The 19,360-nt window shown below is 40.4% G+C and carries 9 protein-coding genes and 2 pseudogenes; 5 read left to right on the top strand and 6 right to left on the bottom strand.

All coding sequences use genetic code 11. The annotated features are described in order from the left end of the window. Positions 1–257: 257 nt before the first annotated feature. From AB4160_RS17955 to AB4160_RS17945, 3 genes and pseudogenes are all read right to left on the bottom strand, one after another. Positions 258–1,381, bottom strand: a pseudogene (locus AB4160_RS17955) (IS91 family transposase). Continuing rightward, on the bottom strand, positions 1,378–1,599 hold the full coding sequence (locus AB4160_RS17950; RefSeq protein WP_372005795.1) for a tyrosine-type recombinase/integrase: 222 nt from the start codon (positions 1,597–1,599) through the stop codon (positions 1,378–1,380). Before AB4160_RS17950 ends, AB4160_RS17955 begins: the two are co-directional and overlap by 4 nt. 206 nt (positions 1,600–1,805) lie before the next feature. Beyond that, positions 1,806–1,982, bottom strand: coding sequence for a tyrosine-type recombinase/integrase (locus tag AB4160_RS17945; RefSeq protein ID WP_372005790.1), 177 nt, complete (start codon positions 1,980–1,982; stop codon positions 1,806–1,808). A gap of 983 nt (positions 1,983–2,965) precedes the next feature. Between AB4160_RS17945 and AB4160_RS17940 the strand changes: the two genes are divergently transcribed. From AB4160_RS17940 to AB4160_RS17925, 4 genes are all read left to right on the top strand, one after another. Next, positions 2,966–3,955 (top strand): polysaccharide lyase family 7 protein, encoded by a 990-nt coding sequence (locus AB4160_RS17940; protein WP_372005787.1) that lies wholly within the window; start codon positions 2,966–2,968, stop codon positions 3,953–3,955. 326 nt (positions 3,956–4,281) lie between these two features. Then, entirely contained in the window at positions 4,282–7,344 is a 3,063-nt protein-coding gene (locus AB4160_RS17935; RefSeq protein ID WP_372005784.1) for a TonB-dependent receptor, read from the top strand. 64 nt (positions 7,345–7,408) lie between these two features. Then, complete coding sequence (locus AB4160_RS17930; protein ID WP_372005781.1) at positions 7,409–11,008, top strand: VCBS domain-containing protein; 3,600 nt, start codon at positions 7,409–7,411, stop codon at positions 11,006–11,008. Between the two features lie 480 nt (positions 11,009–11,488). Next, a complete protein-coding gene (locus AB4160_RS17925) occupies positions 11,489–12,406 on the top strand; it encodes a neutral zinc metallopeptidase (RefSeq protein ID WP_372005780.1) in 918 nt (305 codons plus the stop codon). A 133-nt stretch (positions 12,407–12,539) separates the two neighbouring features. Here AB4160_RS17925 and AB4160_RS17920 read toward each other — a convergent pair whose 3' ends face one another. Both AB4160_RS17920 and AB4160_RS17915 read right to left on the bottom strand, forming a co-directional pair. Beyond that, a complete protein-coding gene (locus tag AB4160_RS17920) occupies positions 12,540–13,421 on the bottom strand; it encodes an NAD(P)-dependent oxidoreductase (RefSeq protein WP_102435635.1) in 882 nt (293 codons plus the stop codon). Positions 13,422–14,025: 604 nt separating this feature from the next. Beyond that, positions 14,026–17,010: a TonB-dependent receptor gene (locus tag AB4160_RS17915; RefSeq protein ID WP_372005777.1), complete on the bottom strand. Its 2,985-nt coding sequence runs from the start codon at positions 17,008–17,010 to the stop codon at positions 14,026–14,028. Between the two features lie 300 nt (positions 17,011–17,310). On the opposite strand from AB4160_RS17915, the gene AB4160_RS17910 reads away from it, so the two are divergent. Further along, positions 17,311–18,252: a Kelch repeat-containing protein gene (locus tag AB4160_RS17910; RefSeq protein WP_372005775.1), complete on the top strand. Its 942-nt coding sequence runs from the start codon at positions 17,311–17,313 to the stop codon at positions 18,250–18,252. A gap of 159 nt (positions 18,253–18,411) precedes the next feature. Here the strand turns inward: AB4160_RS17910 and AB4160_RS17905 are convergent. After that, positions 18,412–18,903 (bottom strand): annotated as a pseudogene (locus tag AB4160_RS17905) (lactoylglutathione lyase family protein); the annotation flags it as partial. Between the last annotated feature and the right edge of the window lie 457 nt (positions 18,904–19,360).

Below are 19,360 nucleotides of genomic sequence, written 5' to 3'. Positions count from 1 at the left end.
TAACAGATAAGGATAGGCCGCGCGTAGCCGCGTCCTTATCCCAAGTGTTGAACAAGCCCGAGTGATACCTTTATAGTGTAAATATCGGCGTAAGATCTTACGCTTTTTCGATGTGTGCAGAGCAGTTACATTTTTTACTAGCCGCATAGATCCCTTAGCATCGTCAGCTAATTTCTTTACCTAAAATATCAATGCCTTAGCGCCTTCTGATACTTTTCTTGTTCCGCATCTTAAGTGTTAATTTTTAATCCATCCGCTTAAACAGTGGCGTTAGGTGTGGTTGGTTTTTGCCTAAGAAAGCTTGTCAGTCGTGCATGCTTATTCCTATGCACCCCCATAAATATCATCGGTTGTCGGCAACAAGGGCAAGGTCGTATGGCTTGAGTTTTAGTGGTGTTTTCGAGCGGCGCAAACACGGTGCCAGCAACGGCTAGCATCAAGCGTATTCGTTGCCGCAGCCTGGCTGAACCTCCTCTGAGTAATCCAAAATCTCTGACTCGCCGTAAGCCTTTCGGCAGTACATGTTGCAGTACCAACCATAGAAATTCGACAGTAGGTAATGTACGTATTTCAGTGGTGTTGGTTTGGCTATTTTGATACTCAAAACTAATTTGTCCGTCGATATTACTGACGATATTTTTATCGGGTAACACGCCGCGATAAAGGTATCGCGACAGGTACTTTAACGCTGGCAGTCCTTTACCCACATGTTGGCAGTCTACCACCCACTTTTTGGGTATTGAGCTAGGGAGTTTTAGACTCAGTTTTGCCAGTTGCGCCAGCAGTCTTGCTCGCCACACTTTGGCCAGGTTAAAGGCGTTGAACAGGTATTTACCCTTGTTCTTTTTCCACTGTTTTTTGTGCTTATTAAAGCTGCCTGCCGGAATGATGAAGTGGATATGAGGATGCTTCTTATAACACAAGGGTCACGCCTTCGGTTATGGGTATGCAGCACGCCCGTAAATCCAATATCACCACCGAGTTGCTTTGAGTTTTTAGCAAAGTCTTTTAGCACGCTGGCGGCCACCGAGAACATGGCTTGATACATCAACTCGGATTGATGTTTAGCCGTTACTCGCAACTCATAAGGCAAGGTAAACGTCACCATGTAATACTCCACGGGCAGGAGTTTAGCTTGCTGTTTGTTGAGCCACTCTGTCGTGGTGTTATGCTGGCATTGAGGGCAACTGCGATGACCACATGACAGCGGGAAATCAGCAGTATGAGTGCAGCTGCGGCATGCCCACTGGCTGGTTCGCTCAGTGTTGCTGCGACAACTGAGCATGGCGAAAATAGCTTGGCGCATGGATGATGTAATTTGACCATCATAAGCCTGATTAAAAGCGTCAAGGTGGTCACGTAAAAGCGCAATGAACCTCATAAATCACACTCCCACTTAAGCACCAAATTATCCGTCAGTTGGTTAACAGATAGGGCAGTATTTTTGCGAGTGATAGTGGTGAGGCGGGTATAACGGGCGGTGGTATTAAGGCTGTTGTGACCGAGAAGGCTTTGTACTGAACGCAAATCTAACCCTTGCTCTAACAGATGAGTGGCGTAGCTGTGGCGCAGATTATGTGGGCTGTTGGACTTATGAATATTACACTCACGAATAACCCGTTTTAAGGCTTTTTCCTTCTGATTTTAAAGTAAGTCCCGCCTTTATCGATCTTTGAGTCTGGCTGGCCATCTTTACCAGAAAAATCAGCCGTGGGTGGCGATGAGTTTGCCAGTAATATCGCAGCGCTAACAAGGTCCGTTTGGGCAAGGGCACCAACCTGTTAATCACATGGATGTGATGTATGTCATTTTTGCAGGAGCAAAAAATGACCTTTACCGCCTTTAGCGTTACGAATGTGCACCTGCATCATCTGTGAATCGATATCGCCAACCTGCAGTGAAATGGCTTCACCGAGGCGCAATCCCATACTGTATAAGGTGAGAAAGCACACTTGATATCGCAGCTTAACAATATTAAGCAACTACCATTGCTGGTTCAGGACATATCGATAGACCTATTTACAAGTGTTTGTGCAACCCATTACGTCAAGTTTCACGGTGCTCCATGAATGTGACTCAATCAAACTGGCAAAGTAGCGCTTCAAATCATCGGTTGAAAGGTTATCAGGACATGCATCGAAATCAGCACTAATGCGCCTGACAGCGCAGCTTTGTTCAACAAGAGCATTAATGATAAATCACAATCAATACGAATTATCGTACAGCTCATAATCTGCATATTAGTTCTGAACTGTAATCTCATTACATTATCTATTGGTAATACCTGCGCAAAAAAATTGGTAATAACACCTTGCGAGTTTGAAATACAGCTGAGTCACCGACTAACTTTGTTCTGTTATTTGGTAATGTTGTCATATCCATTGGTAGTGAATATAAAAACCATTCAACAATAACAGCCTGACTCTCCTGTAAGTTATTGTTTATTAGGTCTTTTCTATTGAGAGAGAAATATGTAAAGCCAATGCGTTAATCTTTTTTATGTCATCGTTACTACCAATTTTGGTTTTTGGTAATGCCTGCGACGCTTTTTTGGTTGACAATGATGTGTTGTGGTGGTTATATTTTGTTTAACACAAAGTTACAGGTGTAAACAGGTTGTTAAGTATGTAACTGTGTTGGGTGGGTTGTGTGTGATTCTGTGCGTAACAATTAATCATTGCTCTTTGATCATATACAACAAAGAGTTCTGCTTCTTTTTACAACGAAATTAGATAATTTTTGGTGTTAATTAGAAGCAAAGTCTTACCTATTTTTATTACGTTTTTCAGGGTTAGTTAAGCTCATGTGTAGGTGCGCCACTATATGCTGCGCATATAGGTATTCTAAGTAAGCTTTGAAAATAGTTAAGCCGAACAATATACGAACATATTCAACAAAGAGATCGTAAATTATAAAGGATTCCAATATCAACACATATAAATCTTACCGACATATTCAAAAGAAAATGTGTGACGTTTTCGCTTTGCTAGTTTTTGCTTTAGCTGTTTTTAGCGCATCACTCAATGCTCAGGAAATTGAAGAGAATACGCTTATTCCTAAGTCACACACTAGCCTTGCTGAAGGTGTTTTACTGGGGGATTTGTCAAAACTCGATCCGCTTAAAAAGCCAGGTGAAAATTTTGACTTACTCGATTGGTCGTTAACGTTGCCAACCGATCTCAACAAAGATAAAAAAGCTGATACCGTCTATGAGAAATCATTAGGTAAAGGCTTTGACTTAAAGCCATTTTTTTATACAGCAGAAGATGGTGGCTTGGTATTCGCTTGCCCAAACGTAGGTGCCAAGACCTCAAAAAATACAAAATATGCGAGAACCGAACTACGCGAAATGCTACGTAGAGGTAATGTTCAAATTAAAACTCGTGGCCTGACAAAAAATAACTGGGTTTTCAGCAATGCGCATGGTTCGGCGAAAGCTAAGTCTGGGGGTGTTGAAGGCAGTTTGGAAGGGACTTTGGCAATAAACCGAGTATCTACCACAGGTGATAAAAAAAAGGTTGGACGCGTGGTCATCGGGCAAATTCACGCGACGGATGACGAACCTATTCGTTTATATTACCGAAAATTACCAGCCAACTCGAAAGGGGCTATTTATTTTGCCCATGAAATAAATGATGGTGATGATATTTGGATAAATATGATTGGCTCACGTTCACATACTTTGTCAGACCCTGATGACGGAATCGCCTTAAACGAAAAATTCTCTTATAAAATTTCCGTCGAAGATGAAGTGTTGTTCGTCACTATAATTAGGGAAGGTAAGCCTAATATTACTAAGTACTACGATATGAAAGATAGTGGTTATAGTGCTAGTAACCAGTATATGTACTTTAAAGCGGGTGTTTATAATCAAAACAATGACGGCGCTGATGGTGATTATGTGCAAGCCACTTTCTATCATATCCATAACATGCATAAAGGGTATAAATTTTAGCGCAGTTAACTCATCAATTTAAAATTCGTAACTCGTAACTCGTAACTCGTAACTCGTAACTACAGTTATTGGTTATATTTTTATTTAAATTAATAGGTTAAAACTTTTGTTTGGGTTTCGTCTGTTGAAATTAATATAACTCTAATTTAAATATAAGAATTTAATGGCAGTAACCTGCTTGCAATAATAAATATAAGAATTTAATGGCAGTAATCTGCTTGCAATAATAAATATAAGAATTTAATGGCAGTAACCTGCTAGCAACAAAAAAATATACCAATAAATGGCATTAACATGCTTATTAAAATACTAAGGGGAAGTACGGTATGTCGACGAAATTAAGTAAAAAAACAAAACCCATCCATAAAATAGGGAAGTTCAAGCTTTCACCTATAGCAAAATGGATGAAGCTTGCTGCATTTACTTCTGTAACCAGTTCTTTTGCATTTTCGGCAATAGCACAAGAAGCAGAAACTGAAAATCTAGATAAAGTTGATAATGATATAGAAGTTGTTGTAGTTACTGGTACACGTAGAACAATTCAAGACCAAATTGCAATAAAGCGTGAATCTACCACGGTTGTTGACGGTTTATCTGCTTCAGATATTGGTGATTTACCTGCACTTTCAATTGGTGAGGCGCTAGAATCATTAACGGGTGCATCATCTCACCGTGAAAATGGTGGTGCTACTGAAATCAGTATTCGTGGTTTAGGCCCATTCTTAAGTGCCACTAACATCAATGGCCGTGAAGCGACCAATGGTAGTGGTGACCGTTCAGTTAACTTTTCTCAGTTCCCATCAGAGCTGATGCAGAAAGTAGCTATTTATAAAACACAAGACGCTTCCATGATTGAAGGTGGGGTTGCCGGTGTTATTACCCTGGAGACACTTAAGCCTTTAGATTTTGGTAAGCAACGTTTTCAGGCTGAAGTAAAAGCTAACTACAACCCAGACCAAGCAAACGTTGACAATTCACTTCAAGATGATTTGGGCTACCGTGGAACACTAAGTTATGTTGATCAATTTGAGTTTGATAACGGCCAAGCATTTGGTTTGAGTGTAGGTTTTCAACGTCAAGATATTAGCCAGCCAGAAGCTGAATATAGAAGCTCAAGCCCAACGGGTTCATCTTTGTGGGCATGTTTGAATGATCCAACCGATACTACTACTGGCTTCTTCCGTAGTACAGGTGGTGATTGTGAGGACGATATTTATCCAAGCAGTGACCCGCGAAATAATGATAACGCGGGTTATAATAATAAAATTGATCCAGAAACAGGTCTTGCAGTCGATGATGGCAGAGAATACGCATGGACTGGCTCAAGCCGAAGCTTCCGTCAAAATGAAACATCTGATGAAAGAGACGCTTTATTCTTTGCTCTACAATACCAACCCTCAAATAAATGGGATATCAATTTTGATGCGCAAATTTCAGATCGTACCCAAGCAGAAGCGCGTCATGATTTAATCTTCTTACAAAAGCGCGTTACACCGGGTGTAACGGGAGAAAGCCTTGTTGTAAATGATGTTGGTGGTATTTTGCAATGGGCGGGTGAAGACCGTATAGAATCTTCGGGTGAGCAGTTTTCACGTGAAGAAAACTATCGTGGTTACGGGTTAAACGTCGAACATTTTTTCTCTGATGACCTAAAGATTAGTGTTGACCTTGGCTACTCTAAAACCAGCCGTGAAGAGCTACAAATTAGTAACCGAGCAAGAACTAGCTCGACTGGTAACGCATTTTCTTGGGCCTTAGGTGACGAAATTCCGCATTTCACCTTAACAGATTTTGATGTGACTGATATCTCTAACTTTACGAGTAATCTTCGTAGCCGCCTAGACAGAGAAAATGTTCGTGACAACGAGATTATGGGTGCACGCGTTGATATTGATTATATTTTAGACGGTGATGTTTTTAGTAGCGTTCAAGCTGGTGTTCGCGTTTCTGAGCTAACGTTTGTTCAATATGGCGGCAGCACTAACGGTAATGGCTCTAGAGACGAATATGAATTAGATGAATCAGTAACATCGGCCATCGATGTACTTGAAGGTTGTCAAATAGCCTTCCCTGAAACTGATTTTTTATCCAGTGTTTCTGACGGTAATATTATCACCAATGTTGACAGTTCAGGCAATGTGATAGAAAGCGGTACAGGCGCCTCGTGGGCAACTTATAACAACGAGTGTTTTGCTCAAGCAAATATAGCATCTTTAGGCGGCGAATTTGCCTACCCAGAGGTTGAATACGAGAATACGGGTACTATTGACGTAACAGAACAAACTACCTCTGCTTACGCAATGCTTAACTACGACACTGAAATGTTTGATAAATTTATTCGTGGTAACTTTGGTGTTCGTGTCGTGAAAACTGACGTTACTTCTATTGGTTTTAGAGACACTTTTGACACTGTCACTGATCCGGCGACAGGTGAGGTAGCACTAAAAGCAAACGGTAATATTAAACAGATTGAAGCTGGCGGTGATTACACTGAAGTATTACCAAGTTTTAACTTAGTTGTTGATTATGATGACGATATACTCATCAGAGCTGGTATTTACCGAGGTATGTCACGTGCAGATCCTTCTGATCTAAGTTATAACCGTGAATTCCTAACCGATAACTCAGATGATCCTACATCAGTTGAAGACTTGTTAGTGGGGGCTCAAGGGGCAGGTAATCCTGAACTTAAACCATTAATGTCATGGAACTATGATGCGGCTGTTGAATGGTACCCAAGCGATGACTCTATGGTAGCGTTAGGTGTTTACTACAAGCAATTCAATGGCGGTTTCCAACAGCAAACACAATTAGAGACGTTTATCGTTGACGGTGTGGAAGTTGCTTTACCTATTACTAATTCAGTCACTACTGACGAAGATAGTGACCTTTATGGTTTCGAAGCGTCATTTTCGTATCGTTGGGATTTAGGTATTGGTGTGAAGCTTGGCTATAACTGGGCAGATACAAACTATGAGTTTGAAGATAGTAACTACGGTAATACCTTTACGACTGATTTAGATGGCGTTGTTGTTCAGGATAAAGTAGGTATTGTTCCTCCAGCCTCAGTACCAGGATTTTCTGAGCATGTATTCAATGGCCAGATCTACTATCAAATAGGCGATTTTGATACTGCGCTTATCTACAAGTATCGTAGCGAATACTTCCAACCATACACTTCTAACGGCACAAGACTGCGTTATGTTGATGAGGCAGGTACTTGGGAAGCTCGTGCTGCATACAAAATCAATAAACACGTTCGTGTTAAAGTTTCAGCAATTAACTTGTTCAGTGAGCCTCGCAGTGATGACTTCTATACCCAAGGTAACTTGGGTCAAGTAAGTGATTACGGTCCTCGCCTGTTCGCAGGTGTCAGCTTTAAGTACTAGCCAAGTCTAGTACTTAAATAAAACAAGCTAAATTTGGAAAAAGAATCTTTTTGGAGTCATAAAAATGAATAATAAATCACTTATACCGCTCATCATTGCGACAGGCCTATTAGGTTGTGGCGGTGATGACGGTGCTGAAATAGATGGTAATACTCGCGGGAGCATAGAAATAATCGGAAGCGAATTTATCGCTGGTGCGACTCTTTCAGCAACGGTTACTGATGCTGACGGAATTATAGCTGATACACTGACTTACGCATGGTCAACAGGTGCTATTGGTACATCCATCACCATTACTGAAGCTGATGAGGGTTCAGTCATTTCTGTTTCTGCTAATTATACTGATGAGGCAGGTTTTACCGAAGGTGTTGGGGCATCTACACCTGCTATCAACCCAACCTTAAATGTTTCTGCTAGCATTATTAAGGGCCCTATTGATGGTGCAACTTGTGACATATTTGAAGTTGATGATAGTGGTGCTGCGGTTCTTCCTGCACAAGCTGCTGCAACCTCTGATGTTTCAGGTGGTGTTACATTTAGCGACGTACACTTCGAAGGTACAGGTTTAATTACATGTACTGGCGGTACTTATGCAGATGAATCAACAGGTTTAACCTTAGATGCTCCTCAACTAAGATCTGTAGTGAATGTAGTTGAAAATATTGTTGAGACTGATGAAAACGATGAGGAAATATTACTACCGCCACCTACCTATGTTGTTTCTCCTTTAACCGAAATGGCTGTTCAAAACGCGGGTAGTGATTTAAACCAGTTTGCTGACGAAGCTGAAATAATTAATGCTCGTTTTGGTATTCGTTTTGATACAACAGAAGTGCTTCCTACTTTAGTTGGTACTGTTGAACTTGGTGCTGATGGTGCTGAAGATGCTGATAGATATGGTTCTGTGCTAGCGCTACTATCACAAGTTGATGCAGACAACGCAGACGCAGATTTATCTACCGTTATGCAAGATCTTGCTAGTGACGTCGCTGATGGTTCTTTTTCTGAAGAGTCTTTAGTTACACTTGAGACAGCACAAATTAATTTGCAAACGACTTCACAAGTTGCCAGCTATGTTGATGAGGCGTTACTTGACGCCATTGGCGCGTCTGTGGGGTATAACAATGACCCTGTTGCTGCAATCATCGAAGGAGAATTGGGTGGTACTGTTCAACATACTGCTACGGTTCCATTAACTGGTTCATTAACCATTATTGATCCAAACTTTGAAGAAGATGCTTTTGTTGCGCAAACTGATGTAGCACTTGATTATGGTACATTTAGTATCAGCGCTAATGGTAGCTGGTCGTACACAGTTAATACTGCAAACGAAACTCTGGCTAGCCTTGAGTTAGGTAATTCGGTGAATGATTCAATCACTATCGTTTCTATTGATGGTACCACTGCTGAAATTAATATTCGTGTTGCTTCGCTTACTCAGGTTGTAAAAATAAGCGATACAGGCGGCGATACGGGTGAGATTAGATTTACCGTTGATAACCTTCGTCAAGGTAAGCTGAGTGCATCTTTATCTAAAGAGGTTGCTCTTGGTAGTGATGGAAATATTAAAGATGCTTATATTACGCTTTATGGTTCTTCTGGTAGTTCTAGTGAATCGTTAATAGATTTACGTATTCAAGGCGAGCAATCTACACTTAACGAAGACGGTTCTGAAACTACAATAGACCCTCGTTTCTTTGTTCGAAATACTGACAGTGACGCTTACCCTGGAAATTTAATCACTGCACCATTTGTTGAAGAGCAGTTTTATGATGTAGAGATTACATGGGACTTAGATGCAACAGAACAAATTACCGTGACTATTGATGGTGAAGTAATTGGTGGCGGTTCTTTCTCTACTGCAGCGGTTGTTGACTCTGATTATACAGGCTTAGATCAGTGGTTCGCTGATGGTGTGAAAGCTATCCAATTTAGATTCGGTGATAATGATAGAACGATTCCTTTTGGTTCTTTTTATGTTGATAATATTGAGGTATTTTCTGATACAGCTGGCACAACAAGTATATTTTCAGATGACTTTGAAGGTTATGATGCAGGCGAAACTTTAGATGGTACAGACAGCAAGTATGGCTTAGCTATTTACTCAGAAGTTATCGTATTTGATGCAGGCGATGGCACAGTAGAACCTACGCCAGCAGTATTTTTTGATTTAACTGGAAGAATTGCAAGTAATGAGGCAACGGCAACAGGTGCTGTAAGTGTACTTGACCCAGATGTTGGCGAAGATTCTATTGTTCAGACAACCTTAATGGGTACATACGGTACATTATCAATATTAGATGATGGCTCATGGACCTATACCCTCGATACCACTGACGCCACGATTGCTGCACTTGTTGTGGGAGAAAGTGAATTAGATACCTTTACGATTGAATCTTTTGATGGTACTACCGCTGAATTAGCAATCACAATTACTGGTACAGTTGTTGTTGCTACTGGAGATAATAATGTCGCTAGAATGGCTGATACCTCAACAGACGCTGATGCTGAATTACGTTTAACAACAGACCCACTTGCTGAAGGCTCTATTTCTACAACCCTTAAGTTACAAGCCATTGCTGGCTTTACCGCTACAGATGGTGTTTCTGAAGATAATACTGCTTATATTAGTGTTTACGGAGGCTCTGCTTCTTCAGGTAACTTAACGGGCGAAATTGTCTTTACTAATGATGGTACTGTTAAATACCGTGATGCAAATAAAGATCAGCAAATCATTGATGGCTTAACGTATACAGATGATACTGATATTGATGTAGTGCTTGAATGGACTGCGACAGGTTATTCTGTGTCAATTGATGGTGGCACAACGTTCTACGGCCCTTATGTTGCCATTAATACGGGCAGTGCAACACAAACCTATCAAATTCGTATTGGTAGCTCTTCGAAAGAGTCAGCAAAAGAATTATTAGCTGATGACATCGTCATTGCTGATGATACAGGTTCGGCAGTTCTGTCTGAAGACTTCGAGATATTTGCTGAAGGTGAAGATTTAAGCACGACTTATTCAAGCTCTGCTGAAGCAACCGTTATGACCATAGCGGGAAGTAGTGTAAATAAAGTTGCCAGAATGGCTGATACAACAACAGACGCTGATGCTGAATTACGCTTAACAACGGACCCACTTGCTGAAGGCTCTATTTCTACAACCCTTAAGTTACAAGCCATTGCTGGCTTTACTGCTACAGATGGTGTTTCTGAAGATAATACTGCTTATATTAGTGTTTACGGAGGCTCTGCTTCTTCAGGTAACTTAACGGGCGAAATTGTCTTAAGTAATGATGGCAGCGTTAAATACCGTGATGCAAATAAAGATCAGCAAATCATTGATGGCTTAACGTATACAGATGATACTGATATTAATGTAGTGCTTGAATGGACTGCGACAGGTTATTCTGTGTCAATTGATGGTGGCACAACGTTCTACGGCCCTTATGTTGCCATTAATACGGGCAGTGCAACAGAAACCTATCAAATTCGTATTGGTAGCTCTTCGAAAGAGTCAGCAAAAGAGTTATTAGCTGATGACATCGTGATTGATGATGCAACAGATACGGCGGTTCTATCTGAGGACTTCGAAAGTTATGCTGTGGGTGACGATCTAAGTACGACTTACTCTGGTTCTGCCGAAGCAACAGTGCAATAAGGCTAATCAACTTGCAGTTGTAAATTAATGTTTTAAACAATGTGTTAAAAATGCCGCTTATTGATAGCGGCATTTTTTGTTCTTATTTTGTAGACCAAAGTGTGCTATTTGAATGCGACTTTCGCTCTTTTAAAGGGTTAGTTGTATCCAACATTTAGCTTAGAGCTAATTTTATTGGGTTATTTTGTTAAACTCGATAAGTTGACAGTATCAACTGATCAAATGAACCGCTTTCTATCTCATCAATTTTAAACTTATCTGGTTAGCCGAAACTTTTCTAAAACGCTAGGCTAGTTTAACTATGCTATGTTTATTGGTGCTGTGGTTGCGGCTTTCAGCAGTCTTTGTCGTTATATAGTCATTAGCCTTTAGTAACTAAAAAGTTAAGAGTGGGTAGGGCGTTCAGGCTTCCAATCTAGTTGAAAATGGCATTAATGATTTCTTTAAAGTGTATGTTTGTAATTATGTCGGGGTAGCGTTATGCGTTGGCGTGGAAAGCGTAAAAGTAGCAATGTAGAAGATCGTCGTAATACGCAAGTCTCAGGTGCTAGTGGCTTTGGCCGAGGTGGCGGGGGCATTTTACGACTGCTACCGATGATATTTAAGGTGCTTGGGTTTAAAGGAACCGCGATACTGATTGTGGGTGTGGGCGCTTACGGATTATTTACCGGCAACCTAGGTAATATGTTAGGTGGACTTGGGCTACAACAAGAAACCTCTACAGGTGTTTCTACTATGCCTTTAACTGAAACCGCAGCAGAAAGAGAGCAGGTTGATTTTGTAGCGGTTATTCTTGCGGACACGGAAGAAACCTGGACTGGTTTATTTCAGCAGCGGGGCATGACCTATCAAGAACCCAGCTTGGTGTTGTTTCGTGATGCAGTAAAATCAGCTTGTGGTATGGCACAGTCTGCTATGGGGCCATTTTATTGTCCTGCAGACCAACAAGTTTACATTGACCTGAGTTTTTTTGAGCAATTAAAAAATCAGTTCAAAGCGCCTGGAGATTTTGCCCAAGCTTACGTTATTGCCCATGAAGTGGGTCATCACATTCAAACTCTGCTGGGGATATCCAGTGAAGTTCATGCCGCTCGCAGTAAGTTAAGCGCAGTTGAGGGCAATAAGCTGTCGGTTAAGCAGGAATTGCAGGCGGACTGCTTTGCTGGTGTTTGGGCAAATCATGCCAATAATAGCCGTCAGTTACTTGAAACGGGTGATATTGAAGAGGGCTTAACTGCAGCAAGCGCTATCGGTGATGATACCTTACAAAAACAATCACAAGGCCATGTCAGCCCTGACTCTTTTACTCATGGCAGCTCGGCACAGAGAGTGAAATGGTTTCAAGTCGGTTTTGCCAGCGGCAATATGGAAAGTTGTGATACCTTTAAAGGCAGTTAGAGAAAAGAATGTCGAGTATTATTAAGCGAGTGAGAGTTTAATTGAAATAAATAAGCCGTTGATATTCAACGGCTTATTAGCACCTAGCTTATAAAGCGTTTAACTTATAAGCTAACGATAAGTTAATGTCGAATTACTTCTCTAGTTTAGTGAAGTAGTCGAAGATAACAGGTACGTCATTTTGACCAAGGCCAGCATCAACACCTGCTTGAAGTGCTTTAGACGTTCCTTCAGCGATTGGTGACTCAGTACCTAAGTCAGAAACCATTTGTAAAAAGTAACCAAGGTCTTTGTTTGCATTGGCAACCGAGAAACCTAACTTCTCTTCGCCATCGACAGCATAGAACTTAGTGAACTGCATGAATGGTGAGTTAGAAGGGCCAGCAGACATAATGTCGAATAATTGCTGACCGTCAACACCTGCCGCTTTTGCAACTGCAAACGCTTGAGACATCGCTGTAACAGTAGTCATACCAATGAAGTTATTGATTAACTTAGTTGTGTGACCTGCACCTAATTTACCTAGGTGGAATACGTTTTCACCTTGCTCTTCTAAAACAGGTTTAACTTTGTTGAATGTGTCGATGTCACCAGCAGCCATGATGTTTAGAAGACCATCTTTAGCGTGAGCAGGAGTACGTCCAAGAGGCGCATCGATCATGCCACAGCCTTTTTCGGCAAGCGCTGCACCAATTTTGATAGTAGAAGCAGGGATAGAAGTTCCGAAGTCTACTAATGTAGTACCTTCTTTCATTCCGGCTAGAACACCATCTTCACCGTATACAATTTTTTCAACAACTGCAGAAGTTGTTAGACAGAATTGAACGATATCAGAAGCCGCTGCTAATTCTTTACCAGAAGTGAATTGGGTAGCATTGCCACGAGCAAGAACTGCATCAACTGCATCTTGGTTAAGATCCATAACGTTAACTTGGTAACCACGTGTTTGTAGGTTTTCAACCATGTTGCCGCCCATAAGGCCAAGACCGATGAATCCGATGACTGGTTTTGTCATTTCTAACTCCTAAATATATTGATATATGCTTATCTGAATTGAAAGTTGCTCACCTTAATATGAAGGTGGGCAATGTTATTTATATAAAAAGTGCTCTAGAGCTCAGGCTAGTTAACTTATTAGCTCTATTTAAGAATTAACTCTTTATCTATTAATCGTGTCGTGTTTCTTAACATTAGATGTCGTTTACAAGGCTTTTATATCGCCCAATACTCACTTACCAATTTGTATTACAATATGGTAGGTATAGTCGTCATCTTTGTCAACCAAACACTATTTGTTCTCTTGCAAAAGTGTGACTAAAAAAGGGTTGGCTGTTATTTTGAGCAAAAACACTCGAAAATGAATTTTTGTGTAACCTAAATCACATTAATGTTTTTATTCAACTACTTGCTCTGTTCTGCTTGTGTATTGAACGTGTCATTACTGAACAGTTAAGTGCTAAATATATTTCGGTATAAGACTGAAAGTCTATAAAACAGAGCTTTTAGTCTTAATCGGAATATTGATTAATCTACATTTTGTATTATCTATGTGACCTTTAATTTGTCTTTTATGAGAAAAGAGCCTATCAACTGATAGGCTCTACATTACCATGTTCTCATTAGAACTTAGCGCGAACACCGACAGTGTAGCGACGATCCGCTTCACTGTATTTCCACACTGAATCCAGTTCAGTGGTGTATTCAATTGGTTCGCCTGTGAGGTTAACCACATTACCAACAACGGTGAAGTGCTCATTGATATCCCAACTTGCCGAGAAATCAAGTTGACCACGTGCTTCACGGTAGTTATTACCCACGGTTGCGTCAAAATTATCAGAGGTAGGGTCATTTTGGTTAAAGACGTTATAACCTAATGCGCCGACAGTTTGAACACGTTTTTCAGCTTGTGAGTATAAGTAACGGTCACGCCAGTTGTATGCTAAACGGAATTGCAATCCCTCATTTTCCCAGTAAATTTGACCATTCGCGGTGTTTTCCGAAATGTTCAATAATGGGTTACCATCAGGTTGTTCACTATCTGCATAGGTGTAGTTGGCATTGACACCGAAGCCAGACCATAAGCCTGGTAATGAGGTAAATTGTTGTTGGTAACCTAGTTCAATACCTTGAACACTACCACTACCACCGTTAACATCAGTGTCGACCACAATACCTGTTTGGCCTGCAGCTTTTTGAGCATCAACATAAGCTAAGCCTTGATCTTCTGTAGCAAAGTTGACATCACCTTGGCTTTGACCTGCTGTATCAAGTAAACAAATGTTGCCCCATTCAGTGGTATTTTGTCCTGAAACCGTATTGGCATCAGCTAAACAGCTACTGTCGGTTTGTGTAAATGAGTTAACATCTTTGTAGAATAATGCTGCTGAAACGATACCGCCGTTACCAAAGTAATGTTCTACTGAAAGATCATATTGTGTAACACGGTAAGGCTCTAACTCGTATGAACCTTGAGTACCAGTCACTAAAGAGTTATCAATAGTTAACGAAGGGCTTAGTTCATCAAAGTCAGCACGGCGCATCACTTTTGCCGCTGCGAAACGTAATAAAGTTTCTTCAGTTAGGGTATATGTGACGTTTAAACTCGGTAAGAAATCTGAGTAATCATTTTTACCGGTATCAAGCACTTTATTACCGTTGGCATCGACTGATGCAACCACGCTTGATTCTAAGTCAGTTTGAATATAACGTCCGCCGACAACAGCGGTTAAATCATCAAAGTCTAAGTGAACTTGTGCGTATATAGCGCTGGTTGTTTCATTAATCTCTTTATAGGCACTTGAATCTTCGACCATATTATCGGCTAAAGTACCGTTCATTGCATATGATGTATCTTGCAACATCTGTTGAACTAACGCATAAGTTTGTTCGGTATTTTGCAATTGGTCAGCGTCATATACATTATATGTCAACATATCATTTTGACCGGCAATGCCTGTTTGGTCGAATGAGTTACTCATGTTAACCACATTCATGCTATCGCTTAGCAGTGGGTTGTCAATCCAAATAGGGCTATATAAACCATCCGCGTTAGTGGCTTTTTTATATGAGTCCTTAAGGGTATTGCCATTAGGTTTCAGGTCAAAACGGTTAGCGGAGTAATCTCTGTCAGTAAAGCGTACACCTGCTTTAACTGCTGAAACCCAATCGACACCGATATCTGAAATTTTAAAATCAAATCGAAGTGCTTGTTCTTCATTCTCAGTTTCTAAGGTTTTATGAAAAAACTCACGGAAAACTAAGTTATCAGGATTGGTTAGCATGCCATTATCAGCATAGGTGTAACCTGGGATACCACTACCACTAAATGAACTACTCGTGCTGGTATGAGTGACTAGATCAAGGGTTGGATCTGTTCGTTCGATTGGACGTAAATTAAATTCATTGGCGGTTTGTTTTTCTTTTGACTTTGATAATGAATATTCGGCTGAAAGTTCAATGTTATCAGAAAGGAACCACTCTCCTCCAATGGCATGTGAGGTTGAGTCTGATGTGGTAAAGTCACTCCATGTTTTAGGAATAACCAACACGCCATCCAGATCGTAATTGTGTAGTTGGCCATTGCTGTCATAGTAAGAGTCACCTCTAGCAACAGTACTACCACCCACATCAAGAATTGAATATGCTGATTGACCACCGTCTAACTTGGTGCCGTTTAAATCAAGGTAAATATTGGCGTTGGCACTTTCTGGTTCCCACTGTAGTGAGATACCCACAGCTGTACGTTCACGTTCTTCTGTTTTTTGTTCTGCCGTTGTTTGGGTTCTACGTAGATACTTACCATTTGGTCCGCCAGAATCATCGACTGTGCCATCACCATTGATATCAATATTATCTTGTAAATCAACTTTATTGAAGTACTCATCACGGCGTAATTCACGATCTAAGTAAGATAAGTTAGCAGAAGCACCAAACGTACCGGCACTTCCTAAATCCCAATTATTACCCAGTCCCAATGTGAAGTTAGGAGCAATATTTTCTGTTTTATCTGCGTATTCACCATCAAGAGTAATAGCCACTAATGGCTCACTCAGTTCGAGTGGGCGAACCGTTTGCATATTAACCGTGCCGCCTAACGCACCTTCAATCATGTCAGGTGTTGGAGACTTAATGACTTCAACTGTTTTTAAGAAGCTTGAAGGGAAGTCGGATAAATTAATACCGCCACGACCAGGACCTGCTGTAGAACGGCCGTTTAGTAAAATAAGGTTTTCAGATACACCACGAATGGTAACTGATTCACCCACACCAAAATCTGATGCTATCGAAACACCCGTGATACGTTGTAGCGCTTCTGCAATATTGTTATCAGGTAACTTACCAATATCTTCAGCGACAATCGCATCAACAATTCTATCATCGGTACGTTTTAGTAGATTAGCTGCTTTTAAACTACCAAATATGCCACGAATTGCAATGACTTCAATTTCGTTTGAGTCGCTAGCGTCTGCATTTGTCTGGGCTTCAGGCTCTGCTGCCATTGCCGACATTGATAACATTGCCGTTAATGTTGCGCCAAAAATACTAATATTATTTGCTTTACTTCTAGCCCCAGTAAACATCGAACTTATTTTATTCAGCTTCATATTTCCCCCCAAGAAATCATTAATTTTTGTATGACCAATTGCTGTTCTTTTAATCGGTTGATACATTTATATAACATGTTACCAATAGTCGCAACCATTATTACCAAAATATTAACTTTGTTATACCAAAGTGTATGCTGGTAGCCGTAATTTTTGTAAGTCAGCTGAATAAGGAATTGTATAAAGGAGCGGTTATAATCAGAATAGCTTGAATTTAGGTAAATGAAAATTAGGTAACTCATTGACGGTGAAAGGATACTTCAATATTCTACGGCCTTCATAATTTAATGGATTAAAGACATGATGAAGCCAAAAATTAATTTTCTATTACTGCCGATACTTATTTTAATGATTCTTAGCGGTTGTAGTAGCAAACCTGTGTTACACCCTGAGCCCATTACCTTGACTAGCGCTCGATTTGGTCATGCCGCAGTCAATGATGGTCAAAACATTTATGTATTGGCAGGGTCTAACAGCACAGGTTTTCTTTCCGACATTGAAATCATTGAGCCTATATCAGGTAAAAAGCAGGTGTTAGCGAATAAACTCATCCCAAGAAGGTTTTTTTCTGCGGTTTGGGATGGGCAAGAGTCAATTTATATTATTGGTGGTGTCAGCTTTGAGGCCCAAAAATTTAGATTTGAACACCGCGTAGAAGTGTTTAATACCGTGACCCACCAAGTTAGCTTTGCCAAGCCGTTACCTGCACCAACAAGACGTAATAGTGCCGTTTTGTTAAATGGTAATATTTATGTTGTTGGTGGCTCATACCCTAAAAATGGTCAGTTAGCACCGAGTGGCTTAGTCGCTGTGTTAAATGGTGAGACACAAGGCTGGGTTAGAGCGGCCAATATGCCAACCACCAAAGAAACTAGAGCAGTGGTTCATGATGGTTATATCTATGTGGTGGGTGGCTATGATAATAAAAACTCATTAACAGCTTTTGAAAAATATGATCCGCAATTAAAAAAGTGGCAATCATTACCCGCTTTACCTGAAGCTATCAGTGCCCATTCAATGTCAGTGGTTAACCAAAAGCTGTTTGTATTTGGGAGTTATGACAATTTGACATTAACTTACGCATACGATTTTGTCAGTGAGCAATGGATGAAGATTGATATTGGTTATCAAGCCAGTAGACATAATGCAGCGACCACACTCGGTGACACCACTTATGTGATTGGCGGCAATACCGACATAAAAGGTCAATATCTGAAAGATATACAAGTCTTTAAATTGTAGTTTTAGCGAATGTAAGCTTATTCAGGCTGTTCACAGCTGAAATCAATCATGCCCCATCAATGGCTACTTTTTAAAGGTTTAGCGGACGGGGCATGTTTGAACTATCTACAATGGTCGATAACTACAGCTGATAACCCGCCTTTTAAAGCTTGATAGTCGCTATTTATAAGCACCATCAGAGTAGGTTAGTTCATAGCTATGTGAGTATATTTCAAGGATATCCCCGAACGGATCTTCCATGTATATCATGCGATATGGTTTTTCACCAGGGTAATAAAAACGTGGTTTTGCCATACGTTTTTTACCACCAGCAGCAACAATTTTTACTGCAAGTCCTTCAACATCAGGATCTTGAACACAAAAGTGGAACACGCCGGTTTTCCAATATTCAAAGTTATCTTGCGGATTTTGCTGATTTTTAAACTCAAAAATTTCAACTCCAACTCTATCAGCTGTGGATAGATGAGCAATTCGAAAGTGTTCCCAACCACTCCCAAATACATCAGTACACATTTCACCAATGGCGGAGTTATCTTCTTTAATTTCAGTGGGCGCCATAATGAGGTACCAACCTAATGTCTCGGTATAAAACTTTACCGCGGCTTCAAGATCGGGCATTGAGTTACCGATATGGCTGAAGGTACGTGGATATGTCTTCTGTGTACCTTAACATATGAGAATTGGCATAGTTTATTACTGCCCAAATATAGCCAAACTATAGAAAGTTACATTGGAGCTACGGATGAATTGATTTTTGGGTCAGCAGAAATCATTTATCGTAAGGCGATACTAGGTTATAGGGTGACTTGTCTGGTATTTATAGGGCTCATATTTAAATAAAAAGCCAGCATATTGCAGGGCAACATATGCTGGCTTTATTGTGTTGCAGTGATTATCTAAATTGTGGTTTGTTTATTGATTTAGTTTTCAGTTTGATACTTTTCAAACCACCACAGTATATGAGCCACTTTCGACATTCTAAATTGTGGTTTGTTTATTGATTTAGTTTTCAACTTGATACTTTTCAAACCACCACAGTATATGGGCCACTTTCGACATTCTAAACTGTGGTTTGTTTATTAATTTAGTTTTCAGTTTGATACTTTTC

The sequence above is a fragment of the Shewanella sp. 10N.286.51.B8 genome (assembly GCF_041469325.1).
GTDB lineage: Bacteria > Pseudomonadota > Gammaproteobacteria > Enterobacterales > Shewanellaceae > Shewanella.
Note: the sequence above shows the minus strand (reverse complement) of the source record. Positions and strands in the feature narration are given on the sequence as shown.